This window comes from Paracoccus sp. MC1862, from assembly GCF_016617715.1.
Taxonomy (GTDB): Bacteria; Pseudomonadota; Alphaproteobacteria; order Rhodobacterales; family Rhodobacteraceae; genus Paracoccus.
Genome location: NZ_CP067225.1, coordinates 479,892 through 502,414 on the forward strand (window position 1 = coordinate 479,892; position 22,523 = coordinate 502,414).

The window sequence follows — 22,523 nt, forward strand, 5'->3', positions numbered from 1 at the left end:
TGGTCTTTCACCCCGCGCCTTGTATTTGAGCGAGTCGACCATGCCGGAGGCGAAAGGAACGAAAGCGGTGAAACGCAGCATCGTGCTGATCGGCATGATGGGGGCCGGCAAGTCGGCGGTCGGGGCCGAGCTTGGCCGCCGCCTCGGCGTGCCCGTCCTTGACACCGACACCGAGATCGAGCGCGCCGCCGCCGCCGCCATCCCCGAGATCTTCGCCCGCGACGGCGAGGCCTTTTTCCGCGCCCGCGAATCCGAGGTGCTGGCCCGCGTGCTGCGCGGCCCGCCCGGCATCGTCTCGACCGGCGGCGGGGCTTTTCTGCGCCCCGAGAACCGCGAGATCATCTCGGCGGCAGGGGTATCGGTCTGGCTGGACCCAAAACTTTCGACGCTGTGGCGCAGGGTCAGGCAGAAGCCGACCCGTCCGCTGCTGCAGACCGAAGACCCGCGCGGCACGCTGGAACGCCTGCTGGCCGAGCGCGCACCGGTCTATGCGCTGGCCGACATCACCGTGGCGGTGCAGGACCGCGACACGGTCGAGGCCACCGCGACGCGGGTGCTCGGTGCCATCCGCGCCGCCTGTCCCGACATCCTGGAGCCCGCATGATCCGCACCGTCCCCGTCGCCCTGGGCGAGCGTTCCTATGACGTCCGCATCGGTCCCGGCCTGATCGCCCGCGCAGGCGAGGAAATCGCCCCGCTGCTGTCGCGCCCCCGCGTCGCCATCCTGACGGATGAGCGGGTGGCCGCCCTGCACCTGCCCGCGCTGTCTGCTGCCCTTGACCGTGCGGGGATCAGATCCTCGGCCCTGGCGCTGCCTACGGGCGAGGCCACGAAAAGCTGGGATCACCTCGGCCGCGCGGTCGAATGGCTGCTGGCCGAGCGGATCGAGCGGCGCGACATCGTGATCGCGCTGGGCGGGGGCGTGATCGGCGATCTCGCGGGCTTCGCCGCGGCGATCCTGCGCCGGGGCGTGCGCTTCGTGCAGCTTCCGACGACGCTGCTGGCGCAGGTGGACAGTTCCGTGGGCGGCAAGACGGGGATCAACTCGCCCCAGGGCAAGAACCTGATCGGGGCGTTTCACCAGCCGAGCCTCGTGCTGGCGGATACGGATGTGCTGGCGACCTTGTCCGCCCGCGATTTCCGCGCGGGCTATGGCGAGGTGGTGAAATACGGGCTGCTGGGGGATGCGGATTTCTTCGGCTGGCTGGAGGAGCACGGGCCGCGTCTGCGCCGGGACCAGGAGGCGCTGATCCATGCGGTGGCCCATTCCGTCGCCATGAAGGCCGCCATCGTGGCGCGGGATGAAACCGAGCAGGGCGACCGCGCGCTGCTGAACCTGGGCCACACCTTCGGCCATGCGCTGGAATCCGCGACCGGCTATTCCAACCGGCTGCTGCATGGCGAGGGCGTGGCGATCGGCTGCGCGCTGGCCTTTGACCTGTCGGCGCGGCTGGGCCTCTGCCCGCAGGAGGACCCGTCACGGGTCGGCGCGCATCTGGCGGCGATGGGAATGCCGGCGCAGCTGTCGGACATTCCGGGCGATCTGCCGGATGACGCGGGGTTGATCGCGCTGATGGGGCAGGACAAGAAGGTTGTGGACGGACGGCTGCGGCTGATCCTCGCGCGTGGGATCGGGCGGGCCTTTGTTGCCTCGGACATTGATCCGGCGGCGATCGCCGCAACCCTCGGCCAAGCCAGATGATCGGCTTTACCCCCCGTTAAACCTCGGGATAGTAAGAGCGGATTCGACACCCCTGAAGGAGCCGCACATGGCAGGCAGCGTCAACAAGGTCATCCTGATCGGCAACCTGGGTCAGGACCCGGAAATCCGCACCTTCCAGAACGGCGGCAAGATCGCCAACCTGCGGATCGCCACCTCGGAAAACTGGAAGGACCGCACCTCGGGCGAGCGGCGCGAGCGCACCGAATGGCACACGGTCGTGATCCACTCGGAACCGCTGGTCCGCGTGGCCGAGCAATATCTGAAGAAGGGGATGAAGATTTACATCGAGGGCCAACTGGAAACCCGCAAGTGGCAGGACCAGTCCGGCACCGACCGTTATTCGACCGAGGTGGCGTTGCGCCCCTTCCGCAGCGAGCTGACGATGCTGGACAGCCGTGGCGGTGGCGGTGGCGGTGGCGGTGGCGGTGGCGGCGGACAGGGCGGCGGCGGCTTCGGAGGAGGCTCGCGCGGCGGGTATGACGAGGGCTATGCCGACTCTGACCGGGGTCCCTCTGGAGGCGGTTCGGGCAGTGGCCAGGGCCGAGGCACGCCGGACTTCGACGACGAGATCCCTTTCTGATCAAGTTGTTAAAAGATAATCCCCGAGAGATCGGCGGGTTTCTGCCGATCTTTCGCAAGGTCTCCCGCCATGCGGCACGCGGCGACTGGCACGGAAGCCGGTTTCGGGTATCGTGCCGGTAAAACGATAAGCGGCGAGGGAGCTTCCTGATGAACGCAGTGATCGCGAACGTGAGGCGGTGGGCCAAGGTCACCGCGCTGGCCTTTGCCGGCCTTGCGGTGGCCGCCCCGGCGCAGGCGGATGGCCTGCGGCTGGGCGGTGCGTCCTCCAAGTCGAGGGCGGTGCAGTTCCAGAAGCAGACGCAACTGATGGATTCGCGTCTGGCGGCGCAGTACCAGCGGTCCCAGCGGCTGCGGCCCGACGCCGGCAAGGAACGGACGGTGACGGTCATCAGCCTCGACGGCAGCGCCGGGTCGATCCCGCGCTATACCGGCAACCAGCGCAGCCAGTACCTGCCCCATGCCCGCGCCGCCGCCCGCAAGCACGGCATCCCCGAGGACCTGTTCCTGCGGCTTGTCCAGCAGGAATCGGGCTGGAACGCAGGCGCGCGCTCGCACAAGGGTGCGACGGGCCTCGCGCAACTGATGCCGGCGACGGCGGCCAAGCTGGGGGTGAACCCGAACGACCCGGTGCAGAACCTGGACGGCGGGGCGCGCTACCTGCGGATGATGTACAACACCTTCGGCGACTGGCGGCTGGCACTGGCGGCCTATAACGCCGGTCCGGGCGCGGTCACCAAGCACAAGGGCATCCCGCCGTATCGCGAGACCCGCAACTACGTCCGCATCATCGCCGGCGGCTGAGCCGCCGACGCCATTGCGATTGCAGGGCCGCCCGAGGGCGGCCTTTCCCTTTTCAGCGTCCCGTCCGGATCGTGTCGATCCCGGCCTTCAGCCGGACGATGCTGGCCTGCCAGCCCCAGTTCGCCAGCGCATGAGGGCGGGGGTCATAGTCGACGTGACGCTCGATCAGGCGGGCCATCGCGGCGGCGAATTCCGCCCCCGGTGCGGCGGCAAGGCCGGTTTCGGGCGTGATGTATTGCAGCCCGCAGACAAGGTCCGCATTCGCCAGCACCGGCAACCCGGCAAGCTGGTATTCGGTCAGGATCGCGGGGGCGCCGTCGTGCTGGCCACAGACCACGCCGATGCGGGCGCGGTTGATCTGGCGGTTCACTTCGTCATGGGGCAAGGGACCCACAATTTCCACGTCCAGCCCCCGGCGGGCAGCGTCCGCGCGCAGTTCCTCGGTCATGTGGCCGTAGCCCACGACCAGCAGCACCGAGGTGCCGGGGCGGCGTTCCAGCGCGTCGAACAGGATGTCGTGCCGCTTGTAGGGCTGGGTGCAGGCCACATAGACCACGTCGCGGTCCTTGGGCGCACCGGTCGGGTGGAAGGTGTCGCCCGAAGCGAACTCGGGGCCGATGGGCAGCATCAGGCAGCGCGCGCCGGGGATGCGGGCGCGGATCTCGTCCGACTGCCACTCGGCCCCGGTCAGGAACAGGTCGAAGCGGCGGGCGATGTCGTCGGGCAACCGCAGGGCGGGCGCGTCGATGGAGTTGTAGATCGTGACCGCGCCCGCGCAGGCCTCCATCAGCGCCGCATCGACGCCGAGGCCCCAGACGCACAGGATATCGGGCGCACCATGCGCCGCGACATGGGCCAGCGCCTCGGCCGAACCGTAAGGGGAAGGGCCGTCCGCCCGGAACACCCGGCGGGTCAGGCCGGGCCGCGCGGGATCGGGAGTGCCGCAGGGGCGGTTGCAGTCGGCATCGGATTCGCCGTTGCGGCCCGCAAAGCTCCATATCTCGGCTGCGTCAACGAGGCCCGAGGCCACGGCGGCCAGTGGCAGGCGTTCGAGATAGCCGCCGGTCACCCGGACCTCGGCGCGGTCGGCAAGGGGCGGCAGCGCGCCCGATGCCGGCTCGCGTGCGGCCCGAGGCTCGGGCGGCACCCGTGAACAGAAGTCAGAGATGGCGACGATCCGGGACGTGCGGACCGCTACACCTTTCGCCTGTGTCGGATGAAGCGGAGAGCGGACTTGCGTTTCGGAGATATCAAGGGCGGCGGGATCAGGCACGATGGGGTCCGGGAAAGCGGGGATGCGTCATCCCGCCCCGCTAGCATGCCGAAAAATGTTATGACAGATACAGGAAGCCGGCTCTTTGACGACGCTCAGCCTTGCGCTAGGGCCTCGGCCACCTGTGGTGCGTAATAGGTCAGGATGCCGTCGCATCCGGCGCGACGGAAGCACAGCAGGCTTTCCATCACCACCTCGCGTTTCAGCCAGCCGGCGCGGATCGCGCCCTCCATCATCGCGTATTCGCCGCTGACCTGATAGGCGAAGGTCGGCGCGCCGAACTGGTCCTTCACCTCGCGGCAGATGTCGAGATAGGGCATCCCCGGCTTGACCATGACCATGTCCGCGCCTTCGGCCAGATCGCGGGCGACGCAGCGCAGGGCCTCGTCCCGGTTCGCGGGGTTGATTTGGTAGGTCTTCTTGTCGCCCACCAGCCGCCCCGAGGCGCCGACCGCGTCCCGGAACGGCCCGTAGAAACCCGAGGCAAATTTGGCCGCATAGGACAGGATCGCCACGTCCTTGTGGCCCGCGCTTTCCAGCGCCCGCCGCAGCGCCCCGATCCGCCCGTCCATCATGTCGGACGGCCCGAGGATGTCCGCCCCGGCCTCGGCCTGCGCCAGCGCCATGCGGACCAGCGCCTCGATCGTCTCGTCGTTCAGGATGACTCCGTTCCGCACAAAGCCGTCGTGCCCGTTGATGTTATAGGGGTCCAGCGCGATGTCGGTCATCACCGCAAGGTCCGGCGCGACCTGTTTGATCGCGCGGATGGCGCGGTTGCCGATGTTCTCGGGGTCCCACGCCCTTTCGCAGCCTTCCGTTTTCAGGTCGGGGTCGGAATGGGGGAAGATGCAGATCGCGGGGATGCCGAGTTCCATCGCCTTTTCCGCCGCCCGCTTGGCTCCGTCCAGCGTCAGCCGGTCCACGCCGGGCATCGAGGGGACCTCGCCCTCGCCGCCCGCAACCTCGGTCACGAAGATCGGCCAGATCAGGTTCTGGGCCGAGACCTGCCGTTCCGCCGTCAGCGCCCGCAGGGCGGGGGTGCGGCGCAGCCGACGCAGGCGCGTGGCGGGGAAGGGCGCGATGATGGGGGTGGCGGGCATGGGGCGGCTCCTTGCAGGACAGTGGCCTGCTTGCCACGACCCCGCGGCCCCTTGCAACCGGCCCCGCTTGCCCCCGGGCGGCCGGCGTGGCTAGGGTGATCGCCGGTTCGCAGGTGGAGACAGCGATGGGAGGGACGGCAGGGCTGATCGAGGCGCTGGATACGCGGTCCTTTTCGTCGCTGTGGTATTGGCTGATGCTGACCGTCACCTGGACCTGGGTCAGCCGCGGCGCCCTGGGCATCCCGCCCGAACTGGTCCGCAGCCTGCAGAAGCGCGGAGGCGCGAGTGATGAAGCCGCTGCGCTGCGGCTGCTGGACTGGGTGTCGCTGGTCACGCCGCGCTGGCAGTTGATGCAGGATGATGGCGCGGTGCTGCTGGGCGTGACCTCCTTTGTGCTGTCGATGCTGGCGGGGCTGGGGTTTGTTTACGGGCTGGCGCAGGCGCTGCTGCTGCTGATCGGCCCCCTGATGCTGCTGGGCTGGATGCGGCTGCGGCTCGCCGCCCGTCTGCGGGCGACCCTGGCCGAGGCCGAAGGCGGACGGCTGCCGGTCGAGGAAGCGGCCAGCCAGATCGCCGCGCGGATCGCCGGGCATCTGCGGGCGACGCTGGCAATGTCGGCGCTAGCGGTGGCGGTCGCGGCGGTCTGGGGGACGATCTGGCTGGCCGCGCATCCGAACGGGCTGTAAGCGCCGCTTGACTTCGGCCCCTCGCGGTTTACCTCAGCCTTCATGCCCGAAACCCTGATCCTTTCCGGCGCGCCCGAAGGCTTCGACGCCGCGCTGATCGCGCGCGAGGCCGAGCGCGGCGCGCCCGTCATCCACATCGCCCGCGACGACCGCCGCATGGCAGCGATGCGCGCCTCGCTGGCCTTCTTCGCGCCGCACCTTGCGGTGCTGGAGATGCCTGCCTGGGACACGACGCCCTATGACCGCGTGTCGCCCTCGGGCGAGATCATGGCGCAGCGGCTGCAGGTGCTGGCGATGCTGGCGAGCGGGGCGATCAAGCCGCCCTTCGTGCTGCTGACGACGGTCAACGCCGCCGTCCAGCGCCTGCCCGCGGCGGATACCGTCCGCGCGGCCTCCTTCATGGCCAAGGTGGGCGAGCGGCTGGACGAGGCGCAGTTGCGCGGCTTCCTGTCCCGCATGGGTTTCTCGCAGTCGCCCACCGTGACCGAGCCGGGCGACTATGCGGTCCGGGGCGGAATCATCGACATCTATACTCCCGGTCCCGGAGGCCCGGTGCGGCTGGACCTGTTCGGCGACGTGCTGGACGGCATCCGCCGCTTCGACCCCGACACGCAGCGCAGCCTCGGCGCGCTGGACCGGGTCGAGATCGCGCCCATGTCCGAAGTGATCCTGGACGACGACGCCATCGCCCGCTTCCGCCAGAACTATCGCGCGGCCTATGGCGGCGGCGCCAACGACCCGCTGTATGAGGCGGTCAGCGCGGGCCAGAAGGTCGCCGGGATGGAACACTGGCTGCCGTGGTTCCATGATCGGCTCGACAGCCTTTTCGACTATCTGCCCGGCGCGTCGGTGGTTCTGGACGACCATATCGAACAGCACCGCGCCGCCCGCTGGGAAACCATCACCGAGCAGTTCGACGCCCGGCGCGAGGCGATGGGCAAGCGCGGCGCTGACAGCGTCTATCGCCCGGTCGAGCCTGCCGCGATGTTCGCGGACGAAGCGGAATGGCAGCGTTGGCTGTCCCGCCACCGCACCATCTCGCTGTCCGTTCTGGCGCGTCCTCCGGGGCCGGGCGTGCTGGACGCGGGCGGCCGCGTGGGCCGCAACTTCGCGCCTGAGCGGCAGGCCGAGAAGACCGACCTGTTCGCCGCATTGGCCGCCCATGTCCGCGAGTTGCAGAAGACCCGTCGCGTCGTCGTCGCCAGCTTTTCTGAGGGCGCGCGGGAACGCCTGACCGGGTTGCTGTCCGACGAGGGACTGACCGGCCTTCCCATCGACGACATCCGCGCCCTGCCGGATACCAAGGGCGCGCTGGGCCTTGCCGTCTGGCCGCTGGAGGAAGGCTTCGTCACCGAGGGCCAAGCGACCGGACCGCTGGCGGTTATTTCCGAACAGGACGTGCTGGGTGACCGCCTGATCCGGGGCGCCAAGAAGAAACGGCGGGCGCAGAACTTCCTCAAGGACACGACCTCGCTTTCACCAGGCGATCTGGTGGTCCATGTCGAACACGGCATCGGCCGCTACCGGGGGCTGGAAACGATCACCGCGCTGGGCGTGCCGCATGACTGCGTGGCGCTGGAATACGCAGGCGGCGACCGTCTTTTCTTGCCCGTCGAGAACATCGAGCTGCTGACCCGCTATGGGCATGAGGAGGGCCTGCTCGACAAGCTGGGCGGCGGGGCATGGCAGGCCCGCAAGGCGCGGCTGAAGGAACGCATCCGTCAGATCGCCGACCGCCTGATGCGCGTGGCGGCGGAACGGCTGCTGCGCAACGCCCCCGTGCTGGAACCCGAGCACCACGAGTGGGAAGCCTTCGCCGCCCGCTTCCCTTATACCGAAACCGATGACCAGGCCGCCGCCATCGTGGACGTGGCCGAGGACCTGTCGGCCGGCCGCCCGATGGACCGGCTTGTCGTGGGCGACGTGGGCTTCGGCAAGACCGAGGTCGCCATGCGCGCGGCCTTCATCGCCGCAAGCCAGGGGATGCAGGTCGCGGTCGTGGCTCCCACAACGCTGCTCGCCCGCCAGCACTACCGCAGCTTTGCCGAGCGGTTCCGGGGCACCGCCATCAACGTGCGGCCCCTGTCGCGCTTCGTCAGCGCCAAGGACGCGGCGGCGACCCGCGCGGGGCTGACCGACGGCTCGGTCGATATCGTCGTCGGCACCCATGCGGTGCTGGCGAAACAGGTGAAGTTCAAGAACCTCGGCCTGCTGATCATCGACGAGGAGCAGCATTTCGGTGTGGCCCACAAGGAACGGCTCAAGGAGTTGCGCTCGGACATCCACGTCCTGACCCTGACCGCGACGCCGATCCCGCGCACGCTGCAACTGTCGCTGACCGGAGTGCGCGACCTCTCGATCATCGGCACCCCTCCGGTGGACCGGCTCGCCATCCGCACCTATGTCAGCGAGTTCGACAGCGTCACCATCCGCGAGGCCCTGCTGCGCGAGAAATACCGCGGCGGGCAAAGCTTCTTCGTCGTCCCGCGCCTGTCGGACCTGCCCGAGGTCGAGGACTGGCTGAAGGAACACGTCCCCGAGGTCAGCACCATCGTCGCCCACGGCCAGCTTGCGGCGGGCGATTTGGACCAGCGGATGAACGCCTTCTACGACGGCAGCCACGACGTTCTGCTGGCGACCTCGATCGTGGAATCGGGCCTCGACATCCCGACCGCCAACACGATGATCGTCTGGCGCGCGGACATGTTCGGCCTCGCGCAGCTTTACCAGATCCGGGGCCGCGTGGGCCGGTCCAAGACGCGGGCCTATTGCTACCTGACCACCAAGCCGCGCGTGCCGCTGACCCCGCAGGCGATCCGGCGGCTCAAGTTCCTCGGTTCCATCGACTCGCTGGGGGCGGGGTTCAACCTCGCTAGCCAGGACCTGGACCTGCGCGGCGCGGGGAACCTGCTGGGAGAGGAGCAGTCCGGCCACATCAAGGAGGTCGGCTTCGAGCTTTACCAGCAGATGTTGGAGGAAACGATCGCCAAGCTGAAATCCGGCGAGCTTGAGGGCACCCCTGACGACGAATGGGCGCCGCAGCTGAACCTGGGCGTGCCGGTGACGATCCCGGAAAGCTTCATCCCCGACCTTGACGTGCGGCTGGACCTGTATCGTCGCCTCGCGCAGCTGACCACCAAGGTGGAGTTGGAGGGCTTCGCCGCCGAGCTGATCGACCGCTTCGGACCCTTGCCGCGCGAGGTGAACACGCTGCTGCTGGTCATCCGCATCAAGGCAATGGCGAAGCGTGCGAACATCTCCTCGCTAGTGGCGGGGCCAAAAGGCGCGACGATCCAGTTCCATCAGGACAAGTTTCCAAACCCCGCCGGGTTGGTCGAGTTCCTGAACGAACAGAAGGGCGCGGCGCGGATCAGCGACAACAAGCTGGTCGTCAGCCGCTTCTGGCCCGCCGAGGCCGACCGCATCAAGGGCGCCTTCGCCGTCGCCAAGGAGCTTGCGGCCAAGATCAAGGCGGGCGGGAAGGGGGACACGGCACCTGCACGTCAGGCCGAGAAACCGACGGCAAAGGCCGCGTCTTCTCTGCCCGGGGCGAAGGCCGAAACTCGTCCAGCGTCCACGACCGCCACGCAGAGCCGCAGCGTCGCATCGGACAAGCCCGGATCAAAGCCGGGCGAGGCGGGCCGCACCCGCTGGTCGCAGGTCTCGCGTTCCGTGAAGCCGAAGAAGCCGGAGGGACGCTGGAGCTAGGCCGGAACGGAGCCTCATATGCCACACGGAGTGGCCTAGACCACCGACTGGACGCAGACTAACAGCACAAACCTGACAATTACACGTGTATAGGGGGAGTTCAGCCGCCACGTCCTTTGAAAGCACAGGAAGCCGGTGCAGATCCGATCCTCACCAACCGTATCATGCAGCGAGTATGGCGGATCTCACTGCCGTTAAACGGAATAAAACGCGGTGCCCCGAACTGGCCTGTCAGCGGAATAACCGGCCCGCGCAGGCTTCGGTCATGCCGAAGGCCATGCCCGCGCCGGTATCCGCCACCGTTCCGCACCACTGCCCTTGGGGCGAGAACAGCGAGCGCGTGTGCCCTCCGCCCGGCCGATAAGCCACCCGCCGACCGCGGGAATCGAACAGGTTCAGCGTCCCGCCGTTGGTGGTGTAATAGCCCACCGGCTCATCCCCAACCCAGATCGCCCGCCCGCCTTCCGGTCCGTTCGCCGGGTTGTCCGGCGCATTCGCCCGGATGCCCGACCCGTTCCCTGGCGCGCCGCCGCTGTTGCCCGGAGCAGTCGGCAAGTTCTGCCTGCGCGAGGACTGGTTGGCAGGCGCCCCCGGCCCAAGATCAAAGGGCATCTGCGACGGCTGCACGATGAACAGCGGTGCATCTGCAAGGGCGGAAGAAGCCGCGAGCAGCAGGGCGGCAATGAGGCCCGATCTTGACGGATTATTCATGGGGCCAGTCTAGAGGTGGTTCCGTGCCGCTCAAGCCCAGACAGGGGGATGACCTTGATGATATGATTTCAGACGCAGGCCGCCTGCCGGCCAAGACCCGAGGCGTCTGGTGCAAGGGCGTCTTTCTGCTGGGAACAAGTGAGATCCCCTGAATGGCTGCCTTGCTCTCTCCTGCTCGGGCGGATCAGGCAAATGGCAGCGATGTCCGGGACGGATGGCTCACACCATCCGTTCCTGCTCCTTCGCGGCGCGCACGAAGTCCGCAAACAGGGGCGCCGGAGCGAAGGGTTTGGATTTCAGCTCGGGATGCGCCTGAACGCCAACGAACCAGGGGTGGCCCTCGATCTCGACCACCTCGGGCAGGCGGCCGTCCGGGGACATGCCCGAGAAGACCATCCCACAGGATTCAAGCTGGTCGCGATAGGCCACGTCGACCTCATAGCGGTGGCGGTGGCGGTCTTCGATCTCGGTCGCGCCGTCATAAACCTCGGAGACGCGGCTGCCGGGCTTCAGCACCGCCGTATAGGCGCCCAACCGCATGGTGCCGCCCTTGTCGTCGCTAGGCTTGCGCTGGACCTTGTAATTGCCCTGCACCCATTCCTTGAGGTGATAGACGACCGGGGTGAAACGGTTCTGGCCCGCCTCGTGGTCGAACTCCTCGGACCCTGCATCCTCGATCCCCGCAAGATTGCGGGCAGCCTCGACCACCGCCATCTGCATCCCCAGGCAGATGCCCAAGTAGGGGACGTGCTTTTCCCGCGCGTATTTCGCGGCCGCGATCATGCCTTCCGTGCCCCGCTCGCCGAAGCCGCCGGGGACGATGATGCCGTGGAAGCCGTCCAGCAGGTGGATGCCGTCCTCTGCCTCGAGATCCTCGGCGGCGATCCATTCGGGGCGAACGCGGACGCGATTGGCCATGCCGCCATGGGTCAGCGCCTCGGAGATGGATTTGTACGCATCCTCAAGCTGCGTGTATTTGCCGACGATGGCGATGCGGACCTCTCCTTCCGCATTGGTCAGGCGGTCCATCACGTCCTCCCACTTGCGCAGGTCGGGCTTGGGGGCGGGGCTGATCTGGAAGGCGTCCAGCACGGCCCGGTCCAGACCCGCGCGGTGATAGGCCATCGGCGCCTCGTAGATCGACTTGAGGTCATAGGCGGGGATCACCGCGTCGGGCCGCACGTTGCAGAACAGCGCGATCTTGGCGCGCTCACGGTCGGGGATCAGTTGCTCGGACCGGCAGACCAGCACGTCGGGGGCAAGGCCGATCGCGCGCAGTTCGCGGACGCTGTGCTGGGTGGGCTTGGTCTTCAGCTCGCCGCTGGCGGCCAGATAAGGCAGCAGCGTCAGGTGCATCAGGATGCACTGCCCGCGCGGGCGGTCCTGCGAAAACTGGCGGATCGCCTCGAAGAAGGGCAGGCCCTCGATGTCGCCGACGGTGCCGCCGATCTCGCACAGCATGAAATCGACCTCGTCCTCGCCCACGGCGAGGAAGTCCTTGATCTCGTTGGTGACGTGCGGGATCACTTGTATGGTCTTGCCGAGGTATTCGCCCCGGCGTTCCTTTTCCAGCACGTTGGAATAGATGCGCCCCGCGCTGACGGTATCGGTGCGGCGGGCCGAGACGCCGGTGAAGCGTTCGTAATGGCCAAGGTCGAGGTCGGTTTCCGCGCCGTCGTCGGTGACGAAGACCTCGCCATGTTCAAAGGGCGACATCGTGCCCGGATCGACGTTCAGATAGGGGTCCAGCTTCCGCAGCCGCACCGTATAGCCCCGCGCCTGCAGCAGCGCGCCCAGCGCCGCCGAGGCCAGCCCCTTGCCCAGCGAGGACACGACGCCGCCGGTGATGAAGATGTAACGCGCCATGAGAAAGCCCCCGTGAATTCGGCAATGCGGCAACGATCCGCCACCGCCATCACGGGAGCCGGGCTATAACCGATTCTCCGCGATGCCGCAACGGACCGCGATGTCTGAAAGGGGCGCAAATTCCGCACGCCCCGGGTTCCGGTTGATCAGTTGGCGGGCGCAGGAGCGATCGGCACGGTCTGCGTGGTGACGTTGCCGGCAGACCCGGCCGGAGCGGCGGCTTCCGCTGCCGCAGGCGCATCTGCCGGGACCGAAGCCGCGGGTTCTGGCGGTGTCACCGGACCCTCGGCCGGCGCCGTCACGGGCGCAGACGCGGCACCCGGCGGCAGCACCGGCTGTCCCGCTGCCGGGGGCGGCGTATAGGCCGGAAGGTTCGGCAGCCCGGTCGCCGGCGCAGGGGTCCCCATCGGCGCGATGCGGTCCACGACCGAGGCGCCGACCGAGTTCCGCGCTGCGATCACCGTCAGCGCGATCGAGGTGACAAGAAAGGCCGCCGCGATGATCCAGGTCGCCTTGGTCAGCGCATTCGCCGCCTGTCGGCCGGTCATGACTCCGCCGCCACCGCCGCCCATGCCAAGGCCGCCGCCTTCGGACCGCTGCAGCAGCACCACGCCGATCAGCAGCAGGGCGAGGACGAGATGCACGGTCAGGACGACGTTTTCCACGGGGCGGCAGCCTTATGTTTCGGAACGCGCCTATCTAGGCACGGGGTCTCGGGAAGGCAAGCGGCGCCTCTGCCTGCGGGTGCATTCCAGCCGACCGTTCACGTCACGGAACGCAAGGGGCTTCTTTCTGGCCCAAATACCCATACGGCCCTTCGACTCCGTGCTGCCGCCCCCATTCAGCGCAGCGCCGCCAAAGCTTCGCCCAGATCCAGCGCCCCGTCGTAAAGCGCCCGCCCCGAGATTGCCCCGGCGATCACGCCGGTATCCCGCAGCTCGATCAGGTCCGACAGCCGCGACACTCCGCCCGAAGCGATCACCGGAATCGACACCGCGCGGGCCAACGCCGCCGTCGCCGCGACATTCGGCCCTTCCATCGCGCCATCGCGGTCGATGTCGGTATAGATGATCGCGGCCACGCCCGCGTCCTCGAAGCGGCGGGCGAGATCGGTTGCCATGACCTCGGTGTCCTCGGCCCAGCCGCGTGTCGCAACCCGGCCCTTGCGAGCGTCGATGCCCACGGCGACCCGTTCGGGGAAAAGCCGCGCGGCTTCGGTCACAAGAACGGGGTTCTCGACAGCCACGGTGCCCAGGATCACCCGGCGCACGCCGCGGTCCAGCCAGCCCTCGATCGTTGCCATGTCGCGGATGCCGCCGCCCAACTGGACGGGGACGTTCACAGCCGCAAGGATCGCCTCGACCGCCGTGCCATTCACCGGCTGGCCCGCGAAGGCGCCGTTCAGGTCCACCAGATGCAGCCATTCAGCGCCTGCGTCCTGGAAGGCGCGGGCCTGTGCCGCCGGGTCGGTGCCGAAGACGGTCGCGGCCTCCATGTCGCCGCGCAGAAGCCGCACGCAGGCGCCGTCCTTCAGGTCGATGGCAGGGTAAAGGATCATGGCTCGTGCTCCGTCTGGCAACCGGCCCCCCCATGCCACACGGGGGGCAAACGTGAAAGTGCGCCCTGACTTCACGTCACGCTTGCCGGAAGCGCCGCGCCCCAGGCCAATCGCAGCCAGGGAGACAAGGGAGGAACCCATGAGAACCATCACGCTCGCCGCCGCCTTCACCATGGCCGCCACGGCCGCGCTGGCGGCCGATCCGATCGAGGGAGTCTGGCAGACGCAACCCGACGAAGGCTCGGTCGCGCTGGTCCAGATCGTGCCTTGCGGCGGGGCCTATTGCGGGACCATCGTCAAGACCTACAAGGGGCAGCAGGAATACCAGTCCCCGAACATCGGCAAGCAGATCGTGATCGGCATGGCGCCTGCGGGCCGGGACGCCTATGCGGGGAAGGTGCTGCGGCCCGCAGACAACAAGACCTACAACGGCAAGGCGCAGGTCAGCGGCGGCTCGATGAAGCTGTCGGGCTGCGTCGCGGGCGGGCTGATCTGCAGGTCGCAGACCTGGACCAGGTTGAAATAGTCAGGCCGCCGCGCCCTTTGCCGGACGCGGCCGACCTTCAGCGCCGTGCCAGCCCCGAGCGGAACAGCGCCGCCGCGAGTCCCGGATCGACGCTGCGCCGGCCGCCAGCCGGATCGTGGCCCAGAAGACCGTTCGGGCAGAGCCGGTCGTCGTCCCAGCCGAAATGGTTGGCGACGGGGTAAAGGCAGATGCCCTCGACCGGAACTCCCCGCGCCCGCGCCCGCAGGGTTTCCGCCGCGACATAGTCGAACCACGGGCCGCGCCGGTCTCCTTCGGTCCCTGTTTCCGCGATCAGCATCGGGCGGCCGTAGCGGGCCGCGACCTCGAACAGCAGGTCGGACAGGGGCCGGTAGATGACGTCGTCCACGTCCACGGTCTTGCCGCCGTGAATCCACTGGTTGTTCCAGTAGTAGTTCACCCCGACGATATCGAGGAAGGAGGGATCGCCCCCGATCTGCGGCCACATCCAGCCGCCCAGCAACTCGAAGGCCTGGAACTGCGCGTCGTGATAGCCCTGCGCTTCCCAGCGGGGCTGTCCACTCCAATCGACATGGTGGATGGCGATCATCGGCTCGGCATGGACGAATCGGGCGCGGGGGTCCACGTCGCGCAGCTCGATCATGGCGGCGATGGCGGCCCGGGCGAGCTGGCATTTCAGCTCGTAGCCGCGCCCGGCGCCATAGGGGTTCAGGTAGCGTACGTCCCCCCCAGCCCAGGCGTGGAAGCTGATCTCGTTTACCGGGCACCAGAAGGGCACGTCGTCGGTCAGGCCGCGGAGGTGTTCCGCCACCGCGCGGGCATAGCGGGCGAAGCGGTCGACGAACTCGGGGCGCCAGATGTCGATATCCTCGGGCCAGCCGTAATGCAGCAGGTCCCAGACGATCTGGGTGCCGGTATCCCGCGCCGCCTCGACCATGGGCGTGAAGCTGGAGAAATCATACTGTCCGCCCCGGTCGATCAGGTGCCAGCGGGCGCCGTCGCGGCAGGCGCGAATGCCAAGCGCCGCAAGCTGCAGATAATCCTGCGCCGCATGGCTGTCGTGGCCGACCTGTGCCAGCAGGTCGCGGTGCGGGCCCCAGCCGTGACGATGAGTCGAGCTTTCCCAGCCCCCCAGCACGAAGCTGCTGAACAACGAGGGCGGGGGCGGCGGTCGCTGTTCGGCCAGAACCTCGTCGATCAGCGCCTGCCAGCGGGGCACCACGACCTCGACCGCATGGTTCGCCTCGACATGGGTGCGCAGGCTGTCGCCCAGCCTGCGGCGCAGGCCCGGATCATGCGCCAGCCGCAGGATGGCATCCGCGACGGCGCCGGGGTCTTCATGCGGAACGAACAGACCCGAAACGCCGTCCCTGACCTGTTCCAGCGCGCCGTTGTCGGGGGTTGCGATCACCGGCAGCCGCGCCGCGCCCGCCTCGGAAATGACATGGGGCATCCCCTCGCCGCGCGACAGCCAGCAGAAGACGTCCATCGCCGCCAGCAGGTCCGGCACGTCGCCGCGGTCGCCGGTGAAGATCAGGCGGCGTTCCAGCCCCAGCGACCGGGCGCGGTGGCGCAACTCGTCGGCATATTCGGGCATGAAGGCGTCGGGTCCGCCCACCACGATGAAGCGGGCTTGCGGCTCGCTGCGGGCGACGATGGCGGCGGCCTCGATGAAGTCCTCGACCCGCTTCTTGCGGTCGAGCCGGCCAACCCAGCCGACCAGCAGTTCGTCGGGTCCAACGCCAAGGGCGGCGCGGACGGGTTCGCGAGCCTCGGGGCGGAACTCGGACAGCTCCACCATCGAGGGGATCTCGACGGCATGATGCGGACGGTCGGGCATCCGGGACGCGGCAGCCTCGCGGATGCTGTCGCAGACGCCGATATAGCGGGCGGTGAAGTGCTTGGGGCCTGACAGCGCCTCGCGGACAAGCCCGCCATGCTCGATCAGGGGTGGGCGCAGCTTCAGCCGTTCCAGCGCCGGATAGATGTCGGCTACGTCCTGGCAGGACACCACGATGTCGAAGTCCGACAACTTGCGGCGCAGGTAATCGACCGTCTCGTCGAAGCCCATGTCATAGGCGGTGGTATCGACGTGGATGCCCAGGCCGCGCAGCTGGTCGTGGCTGTGGTCCGGCATCCCCGGCTTGCGGAAGCAGGGAATGACGTCGATGCGGTAGCGGTCGCGCGGCAGGTGCCGGGCGAGCAGGCGGACTTCGGTTTCCTCGCCGCCGATGACCAGCCAGGCGAAGACGAAGAGGATGCGGATCTTGCCCGCATCCGGGTGGGGATGCGGGAAATGGTCGGGCGGGATCTCGCCCCAGGCCTGATCGAAGCCCGCGTCGAAGGCGGCTTGCGCGAAATCGTCCATCATGTCGCGTCGAACACGATCTGCAGGAACTCGGGCCGGTCGTTGACCAGATGGCGCAGGAAGCCGGGCGCGTCGTCATACGGGACCACATGGGTGATCATGTGCCGCCGGATGGCCTCGCCCTCGCGCTGCAGCAGGCGGATGGTTTCCGCCGCCAGCCGCCGCTGGTCCCAGGCCTGGGCCACGGGACGCGGCATCCGGTTGATCTGGGCGCAGCGGATGGACAGGCCGTTGTGGTGGAACTCTTCGCCCAGCCGCAGGCTGTCCATGCCGCCCTGGTAGAAGGCGAGGTCGATCACCGTTCCCTGCGGGCGCAGCGCCTGCAGGCAGCGGTTGAGGCTGTCGGGACGGGCGCGGGTCTGGAAGACATATTCCGCCCCGCGCCCCCCGATCTTGTGGTGCCACAGGGTCTTGGCGTGGCGGACGGCGTCATCCTCGCCCATCGCCTCGAAGCCCATGGCCCGTGCGATGTCCTGCCGGAAGGGCGAGGGGTCCACGACCACGATGTCCGACGCCCCGCCCATCCGGGCGAACATCGCGCAGAACAGGCCCACGGTGCCGCCGCCCCAGACCAGCACCGGGCGGCCTTCCACCCCCGCGCCGAGGAAGGGAACGGCGGCGCCGAACTGTTCGGCGTCGGCGTGCAGGATGCCGTTGGCGGCGATCGGACCCATCTGGGCCACGAAGATGCCCAGCATGGGGTCCAGCCCATGCGGCAGCTTCAGCAGCAGGTCATGCGCCGCATCGGCCGTGTGGCCCGACTTGTGGCCGAAGGTCGTGCCGACCACGTCGCCCGCCCGGAAGCCCGGCACGCGGGCGTCCGACACCCGCGCCGCTTCCATGTAGCCCAGGAAGTTGACCGGGAAGCGGGCCGAGGGCTCGCCGGGGATGAACAGCCCCTGCCAGTCGTCCCAGCGGCTGTGCAGATAGGGGTTCGTCCCCTTCATGAAGGTCAGTTCGGTCCCGGCGGACAAGCCGGTATAAAGCAGGTCCAGCCGGATGCGGCCGTCCGGGGCGGGGCCTTCGTCGTAGTGGAAGAAGAACGGCTCGCCCCGCCGCTCGATCCCGAGGCTGCGGACGGTGCGGTGTTCATGCGGCATCGTTGGGGCCTTACGCAAGCGATGGACGAAAGATGGGCTGCGGGTCGGCCCGCAGCACCTCCATCTTAACAAGGGCATTGGCCTGGGCCGAACGGGTGATCGCAAGGGCCACGCGGTGCGTCTCCAATGCCTCGGCATAGGGGCAGCGGATGCGGTTCTCGCGGCCCATGACGGCCTCGACGAAATCGCGGTCCTCGCGCCAGACGGGGTCGCCCTGGGCGTGGCGCACGGGGCGGCCCTGGCCCACGTCCACCATCAGGTCATGGTCGGTGATTTCCAGCGCCATGGCGTCGGAAAAGACGTGCAGCCCGACGCGGTGGTTCCAGCGCAGAAGGCAGGTCGAGCCGAGGTTCGCCACCGCGCCCGAGGCAAAGCGCAGCGTCGCCGCCGTCGCGGTCGGCACGGTCAGGCCGGGGAAATCGCCGCGCTCGCGGTGGGTGGAAAGGCCGAAGACCTCGGTCACGTCACCGGCCAGGAAGCGGGCGGCGTCGATGATGTGGGTCGCCTGCTCGACCACCTGCCCGCCGGATCGGTCCTCGCGCCACCACCATTCGGGGGGCGGGGTCTGGTCGATCCAGAAGCCCTGCATCAGATGGGCGGGGTTATGGGCCAGATGCGCCCGCGCCTCGTCCATCGTGTCGAGATAGCGCCAGTGATAGCCCACGGCGGTGATGAGGCCCGCGGCAGCGACCTCCTCGGCGATCTCCTCGGCCAGCTCGATGTCCAGCGAGATCGGCTTTTCCACGAAGAAGGGCAGGCCGCGGGCGATGCAGGCGCGTTCGGCGGGGCCATGGGCGAAGGGGGGGATGCAGATATAGACGGCGTCCAAGTCGGCGTCGGCCAGCATGGAATCGAAATCGGGATAGGCGGTCGCGCCCATGCGCCGGGCGGCATCCTCGGCCCGACCTTGGTCGGGATCGGTCACGGCCACCACGGCCACGTCGGGCATGGTTTCCAGCACGCCGAAATGGCGGTGGGCGATGCCGCCCGCGCCGATGAAGCCCAGTCTCACTCTGTCCATTCTGTCCCCGGTCCGATGCCGCAATGCGGCGCGATATATTCTTGCAGTGTCCGCGGCCATCCGCGCCGCCGTGAACCGCTGCGCAAAGCGCGCGGCCTGTCGGCTTGCAGTTATGGCGCGCCTTTCGAGATTGTCGAGTGCATCTTCAAGAGCTTGCGCGAGGTCCCGCGACCGCCCGAAGGGGACCAGCCACGGGTGGTCCGGCCCCAGCGCCTCGACGCTGCCGCCGATACGGGTGGCAACCGCCGGAAGCCCAAGCGCCATCGCCTCGAGCAGGACCAGCGGCAGCCCCTCGAAGGCGGACGGCAGGGCCAAGACGTCGGCGCGAGACATCAGTTCGGGCACGTCGTCGCGGCGGCCGAGGAAATCCACCGAAGCGGTCAGGTCGAGCCGCCTGACCAGCAGTTCCAGCCTTTCCTGCAGCGGCCCGCCGCCGACCAGTTGCAGGCGCGCGGGCGTGCCGCGGCAGTGCAGGCGGGCCAGCGCCACGATCAGCGTCCGGTGCAGCTTCTGCGGGGTGAAGCGGCCGACGCAGAGGATGGTCGGCGCGGCATTTCCATCCGCGCGGGGCAGGGCGGCGGGCTTGATCCCGTTGGCGATGGCGGCCACGGGCAGGCGCGGACCGGGCATCCGCCTTGCCGCACGCCGCCAGCCCTCGCCCGCCTCGCGCGAGACGGCGATGACCGCATCGACATGGGCCGAGGCTGCGGCGTATTCGCGGATCTGCCCCGGTTCGGTGAGCAGCCATGGCAGATGCTCGGTGCGGATCACGGCTGCACCCGTATCGCGTGCGATACGGGTCAGTTCGTGGCCTTCCCAGCCGATGCCGGCGTGGACATGGACGAGGTCGGCACATGCCTGCGCGATGGCGCGGTGCCAGTCGCCCATGACAATCCGTGCGGGCAGGCCGCTTGCCTGCGCCCGGTCCACTAGCCGGCGGCCGGCGTCATGGTCGGGAAAGGCCAGCACGGCCTGAACGCCCTCGGCCGCCAGGGCGGCGGCCAAGATCAACATGTGTTCGCCCACCCCCGAGGGTTCGGGGCTGTCGGTAACGAGCAGGGCTCGCATGATGTTATTCTGCCCCCAGCGCCGCCGCCGCTGCAGGCAGAAGCTCGGCGGCAAGCCGGCGATGCGTCGCCAAAGCCTGCCCGACCACCTGGTCCATGTTGTAATAGCGGTAGCTGCCCAGCCGCCCGGCGAAGATCACGCCGCGCTCGGCACGGGCAAGGTCGTCGTAGCGGCGGAACAGTTCCTGATTTTCAGGACGCGGGATCGGATAGTAAGGCTCGCCCTCGGCCGAAGGGTATTCATAGGTGATCGAGGTCATCGGATGCACCTGGCCGGTCAGGTGCTTGTATTCGGTGATCCGCGTCCAGGGCACGTCCTCGGCCGGATAGTTCACCACCGCCACCGGCTGCAGCTTGCGCTGGGGCAGGGTCTCGTGCCGGAAGGCCAGGCTGCGATAGGGCAGGTGCCCGAAGCGATGCCCGAAATAGGCGTCGATCGGGCCGGTATAGACCGTCAGCGCCCCCCGGTCCGCGGGTTTAAGGTCGTGGAAGTCCGTCCCCAGCGCGATGTCGATCAGGGGATGGTCCAGCATCCGCTCGAACATCCGGGTGAAGCCCTCGCGCGGCATCGCCTGGAACTTGTCGGTGAAGTAGCGGTCGTCGGTGTTCGTCCGCGTCGGCACCCGCGAGGTCACGGACTTGTCCAGCTGGCTTGGGTCCAGCCCCCATTGCTTGCGGGTGTAGCCTTGGAAGAACGTCTCGTAAAGCTCGCGCCCGACCGCGTTCACCACCACGTCGCGCGAGGTCCTGATGTCGGCCACCGGCTCGGCCCGCGAGGCGAGGAAGGCGGCTGCCTCCTCGTCCGAGGACAGCGACAGCCCGTAAAGCTGGTTCAGCGTAGTGCGGTTGATCGGCATCGGCACCTGCCTGTCGCCCACCTGCGCCAGCACCCGATGCTCATAGGGCCGCCAGTCGGTGAAGCGGGACAGGAAACCCACCACCTCGTCGCTGTTGGTGTGGAAGATATGCGGGCCGTAGCGGTGGACGAGGATGCCCGCCGCGTCGCGGTGGTCATAGGCGTTGCCCGCGATATGCTCGCGCTTGTCCACGACCAGCACGCGCTGGCCGGAATCCTCGGCCAGCTTCCGCGCCAGCACCGAACCGGCAAAGCCGCCGCCGCAGATGGTCACGTCATAGCCGCGGGCGCCGCGGCGGATGCCGGGGGCGGGAAAGCGGTCCAGCGGCGCCGGCTCAACCCGGCGCCGTGCGGCGGCGGCCACCTGGGCGGCCATGGCTGCAAAGGTGGCGTCCCAGCTCATCGAGGACAGCATCCGGTCGGCCTCGTCCCGCCAGGCGCCGGGCTGGCGGGCCTGCTGCAGCGCGGCCTCGCAGGCGGCGATGAACTGGTCATGCGTATGGGCGACATGGACGGCGGCGATGTCGCCATACTGCCGCTGCACGTCGCGCACCGCGGTCGAAACAACCGGCCGCCCGCCCGCCAGATACTCGGGCGTCTTGGTGGGCGAGATGAAGCGCGTGGCCTCGTTGATCGCGAAGGGCATCAGCGCCACGTCCCAGCCGGCCAGATAGTCCGGCAGATGGGCATAGTCCTTCTGTCCCAGCCAGTGGATGTTCGGGGCGCGGGGCAGGTCATGCTCGCCCAGCTTGGCGAGCGGGCCGACCATGACGATCTGCCAGTCGGGGCGGGCCTGGGCGACGGCGGCGATCAGGTCCAGGTCCAGCCGTTCGTCGATCACGCCGTAATAGCCCAAGCGCGGATGCGGGATGCCGGCCATGTCATGCGGCTCTGGCCCAGCCGGGCGGCGGGCGGTGGCGAAATGGGCGGTGTCCACCGAGGACGGGAAGGCATGGATGTTGTCGTGGCGGTGGCGCTTGGCTTCCCAGATCGACCAGCCGCCGGTGAAGACGGCATCGGCGGCGGCCATCAGTTCGTCCTCGCGCTGGCGCAGTTCGGGCGGGGCGAAGCGGAAGGCCGACAACTCGTCCATGCAGTCATAGACGACCGCCGCGGCATCGACGTGCCGCGCTATCGGCCACATCATCGGGGTGTAGAACCACAGCACCGGCCGCCTGATGCCGGTCAGCGCCAGCATCTGGTCGAGCAGCCGGGGCAGGGCGGCTTCCTGCTCCTCGCGGCTCCAGCGGTCGGGGACGCGGGGGCGGATCGCCTGCACGGTGGTGCCAAGAAAGGCGTGGAATTCCAGATAGGGCAGGTGGTGGGTAGTCGGGATCGCCTCCTCCCAGACCAGCACGCGCTGCTTTCTGGCGAACCGGCCCATCAGGTGCTGCGGCCGTTGCAGCACGAAATCCCAACGCAGGTGCGAAAAGCAGATCAGGGGTGCGGAACTGCCATGCTCGTCACAGAACGCTGCGGACAACAGGGGCGAAACGTCGTGCATTTTTTCTTATCCTTTCCTGCGCGGCGAACATGCCCCGCGCGGCGGCCGTGCGTCCGGAATTGCCGGCCCGCCCGAAGGTGACATGGCAGAGTTTT

Annotated in this window: 17 protein-coding genes; 7 read left to right on the plus strand and 10 right to left on the minus strand. The window is 68.5% G+C overall.

Going from position 1 to position 22,523, the window contains the following annotated elements; all coding sequences use genetic code 11:
- Positions 1 to 67: 67 nt before the first annotated feature.
- From JGR78_RS02415 to JGR78_RS02430, 4 genes are all read left to right on the plus strand, one after another.
- Positions 68 to 604 (plus strand): shikimate kinase, encoded by a 537-nt coding sequence (locus JGR78_RS02415; RefSeq protein WP_182791404.1) that lies wholly within the window; start codon positions 68 to 70, stop codon positions 602 to 604.
- Positions 601 to 1,701 (plus strand): 3-dehydroquinate synthase, encoded by a 1,101-nt coding sequence (gene aroB, locus JGR78_RS02420; protein WP_182803965.1) that lies wholly within the window; start codon positions 601 to 603, stop codon positions 1,699 to 1,701. Before JGR78_RS02415 ends, aroB begins: the two co-directional genes overlap by 4 nt.
- A 67-nt stretch (positions 1,702 to 1,768) precedes the next feature.
- Positions 1,769 to 2,302 (plus strand): single-stranded DNA-binding protein, encoded by a 534-nt coding sequence (ssb, locus tag JGR78_RS02425; protein ID WP_182791402.1) that lies wholly within the window; start codon positions 1,769 to 1,771, stop codon positions 2,300 to 2,302.
- 149 nt (positions 2,303 to 2,451) lie between these two features.
- Positions 2,452 to 3,105, plus strand: coding sequence for a lytic transglycosylase domain-containing protein (locus JGR78_RS02430; RefSeq protein ID WP_182803967.1), 654 nt, complete (start codon positions 2,452 to 2,454; stop codon positions 3,103 to 3,105).
- Between the two features lie 52 nt (positions 3,106 to 3,157).
- Here JGR78_RS02430 and JGR78_RS02435 read toward each other — a convergent pair whose 3' ends face one another.
- Together JGR78_RS02435 and hemB are read right to left on the minus strand one after the other, a co-directional pair.
- Complete coding sequence (locus JGR78_RS02435) at positions 3,158 to 4,378, minus strand: glycosyltransferase (protein WP_200559410.1); 1,221 nt, start codon at positions 4,376 to 4,378, stop codon at positions 3,158 to 3,160.
- A gap of 95 nt (positions 4,379 to 4,473) precedes the next feature.
- Entirely contained in the window at positions 4,474 to 5,478 is a 1,005-nt protein-coding gene (gene hemB / locus JGR78_RS02440; RefSeq protein WP_182791400.1) for a porphobilinogen synthase, read from the minus strand.
- A 125-nt stretch (positions 5,479 to 5,603) separates the two neighbouring features.
- On the opposite strand from hemB, the gene JGR78_RS02445 reads away from it, so the two are divergent.
- The gene (locus tag JGR78_RS02445) at positions 5,604 to 6,164 is read left to right on the plus strand and encodes a hypothetical protein (RefSeq protein WP_182803969.1); all 561 of its coding nucleotides are present in this window, start codon (positions 5,604 to 5,606) and stop codon (positions 6,162 to 6,164) included.
- A 42-nt stretch (positions 6,165 to 6,206) separates the two neighbouring features.
- On the plus strand, positions 6,207 to 9,872 hold the full coding sequence (gene mfd / locus JGR78_RS02450; RefSeq protein ID WP_234450828.1) for a transcription-repair coupling factor: 3,666 nt from the start codon (positions 6,207 to 6,209) through the stop codon (positions 9,870 to 9,872).
- 231 nt (positions 9,873 to 10,103) lie between these two features.
- Here mfd and JGR78_RS02455 read toward each other — a convergent pair whose 3' ends face one another.
- The 4 genes from JGR78_RS02455 to hisA form a co-directional block, all read right to left on the minus strand.
- Positions 10,104 to 10,484 carry a hypothetical protein gene (locus JGR78_RS02455; protein WP_234450829.1) on the minus strand — a complete coding sequence of 127 codons (381 nt, stop codon included), beginning with the start codon at positions 10,482 to 10,484 and terminating at the stop codon, positions 10,104 to 10,106.
- A gap of 318 nt (positions 10,485 to 10,802) precedes the next feature.
- Positions 10,803 to 12,449: a CTP synthase gene (locus tag JGR78_RS02460; protein WP_182791397.1), complete on the minus strand. Its 1,647-nt coding sequence runs from the start codon at positions 12,447 to 12,449 to the stop codon at positions 10,803 to 10,805.
- A gap of 146 nt (positions 12,450 to 12,595) precedes the next feature.
- Entirely contained in the window at positions 12,596 to 13,114 is a 519-nt protein-coding gene (gene secG / locus JGR78_RS02465) for a preprotein translocase subunit SecG (RefSeq protein WP_182791396.1), read from the minus strand.
- A 176-nt stretch (positions 13,115 to 13,290) separates the two neighbouring features.
- Positions 13,291 to 14,007, minus strand: coding sequence for a 1-(5-phosphoribosyl)-5-[(5-phosphoribosylamino)methylideneamino]imidazole-4-carboxamide isomerase (gene hisA, locus JGR78_RS02470; protein WP_182791395.1), 717 nt, complete (start codon positions 14,005 to 14,007; stop codon positions 13,291 to 13,293).
- A 139-nt stretch (positions 14,008 to 14,146) separates the two neighbouring features.
- Between hisA and JGR78_RS02475 the strand changes: the two genes are divergently transcribed.
- Positions 14,147 to 14,533 (plus strand): DUF2147 domain-containing protein, encoded by a 387-nt coding sequence (locus JGR78_RS02475; protein WP_182803971.1) that lies wholly within the window; start codon positions 14,147 to 14,149, stop codon positions 14,531 to 14,533.
- 37 nt (positions 14,534 to 14,570) lie between these two features.
- Here JGR78_RS02475 and JGR78_RS02480 read toward each other — a convergent pair whose 3' ends face one another.
- The 4 genes from JGR78_RS02480 to glf are packed head-to-tail and all read right to left on the minus strand — an operon-like array spanning position 14,571 to position 22,428.
- A complete protein-coding gene (locus tag JGR78_RS02480) occupies positions 14,571 to 16,883 on the minus strand; it encodes a glycosyltransferase family 4 protein (protein ID WP_200559412.1) in 2,313 nt (770 codons plus the stop codon).
- Positions 16,880 to 17,980, minus strand: a complete 1,101-nt coding sequence (locus JGR78_RS02485; RefSeq protein WP_200559413.1) for a zinc-binding alcohol dehydrogenase — start codon at positions 17,978 to 17,980, stop codon at positions 16,880 to 16,882. Before JGR78_RS02485 ends, JGR78_RS02480 begins: the two co-directional genes overlap by 4 nt.
- 10 nt (positions 17,981 to 17,990) lie before the next feature.
- Positions 17,991 to 20,069, minus strand: coding sequence for a glycosyltransferase (locus JGR78_RS02490; RefSeq protein WP_200559414.1), 2,079 nt, complete (start codon positions 20,067 to 20,069; stop codon positions 17,991 to 17,993).
- Between the two features lie 4 nt (positions 20,070 to 20,073).
- Positions 20,074 to 22,428 carry a UDP-galactopyranose mutase gene (gene glf / locus JGR78_RS02495; RefSeq protein WP_200559415.1) on the minus strand — a complete coding sequence of 785 codons (2,355 nt, stop codon included), beginning with the start codon at positions 22,426 to 22,428 and terminating at the stop codon, positions 20,074 to 20,076.
- Between the last annotated feature and the right edge of the window lie 95 nt (positions 22,429 to 22,523).

Excerpts from the sequence above, each read along its gene's own strand:
- aroB (WP_182803965.1), top strand. The coding sequence starts at position 601 with ATGATCCGCACCGTCCCCGTCGCCCTGGGCGAGCGTTCCTATGACGTC.
- ssb (WP_182791402.1), top strand. The coding sequence starts at position 1,769 with ATGGCAGGCAGCGTCAACAAGGTCATCCTGATCGGCAACCTGGGTCAG.
- JGR78_RS02430 (WP_182803967.1), top strand. The coding sequence starts at position 2,452 with ATGAACGCAGTGATCGCGAACGTGAGGCGGTGGGCCAAGGTCACCGCG.
- hemB (WP_182791400.1), bottom strand. The coding sequence starts at position 5,478 with ATGCCCGCCACCCCCATCATCGCGCCCTTCCCCGCCACGCGCCTGCGT.
- JGR78_RS02445 (WP_182803969.1), top strand. The coding sequence starts at position 5,604 with ATGGGAGGGACGGCAGGGCTGATCGAGGCGCTGGATACGCGGTCCTTT.
- mfd (WP_234450828.1), top strand. The coding sequence starts at position 6,207 with ATGCCCGAAACCCTGATCCTTTCCGGCGCGCCCGAAGGCTTCGACGCC.
- JGR78_RS02455 (WP_234450829.1), bottom strand. The coding sequence starts at position 10,484 with ATGCCCTTTGATCTTGGGCCGGGGGCGCCTGCCAACCAGTCCTCGCGC.
- JGR78_RS02460 (WP_182791397.1), bottom strand. The coding sequence starts at position 12,449 with ATGGCGCGTTACATCTTCATCACCGGCGGCGTCGTGTCCTCGCTGGGC.
- hisA (WP_182791395.1), bottom strand. The coding sequence starts at position 14,007 with ATGATCCTTTACCCTGCCATCGACCTGAAGGACGGCGCCTGCGTGCGG.
- JGR78_RS02475 (WP_182803971.1), top strand. The coding sequence starts at position 14,147 with ATGAGAACCATCACGCTCGCCGCCGCCTTCACCATGGCCGCCACGGCC.
- JGR78_RS02480 (WP_200559412.1), bottom strand. The coding sequence starts at position 16,883 with ATGATGGACGATTTCGCGCAAGCCGCCTTCGACGCGGGCTTCGATCAG.
- JGR78_RS02485 (WP_200559413.1), bottom strand. The coding sequence starts at position 17,980 with ATGCCGCATGAACACCGCACCGTCCGCAGCCTCGGGATCGAGCGGCGG.
- JGR78_RS02490 (WP_200559414.1), bottom strand. The coding sequence starts at position 20,069 with ATGCGAGCCCTGCTCGTTACCGACAGCCCCGAACCCTCGGGGGTGGGC.
- glf (WP_200559415.1), bottom strand. The coding sequence starts at position 22,428 with ATGCACGACGTTTCGCCCCTGTTGTCCGCAGCGTTCTGTGACGAGCAT.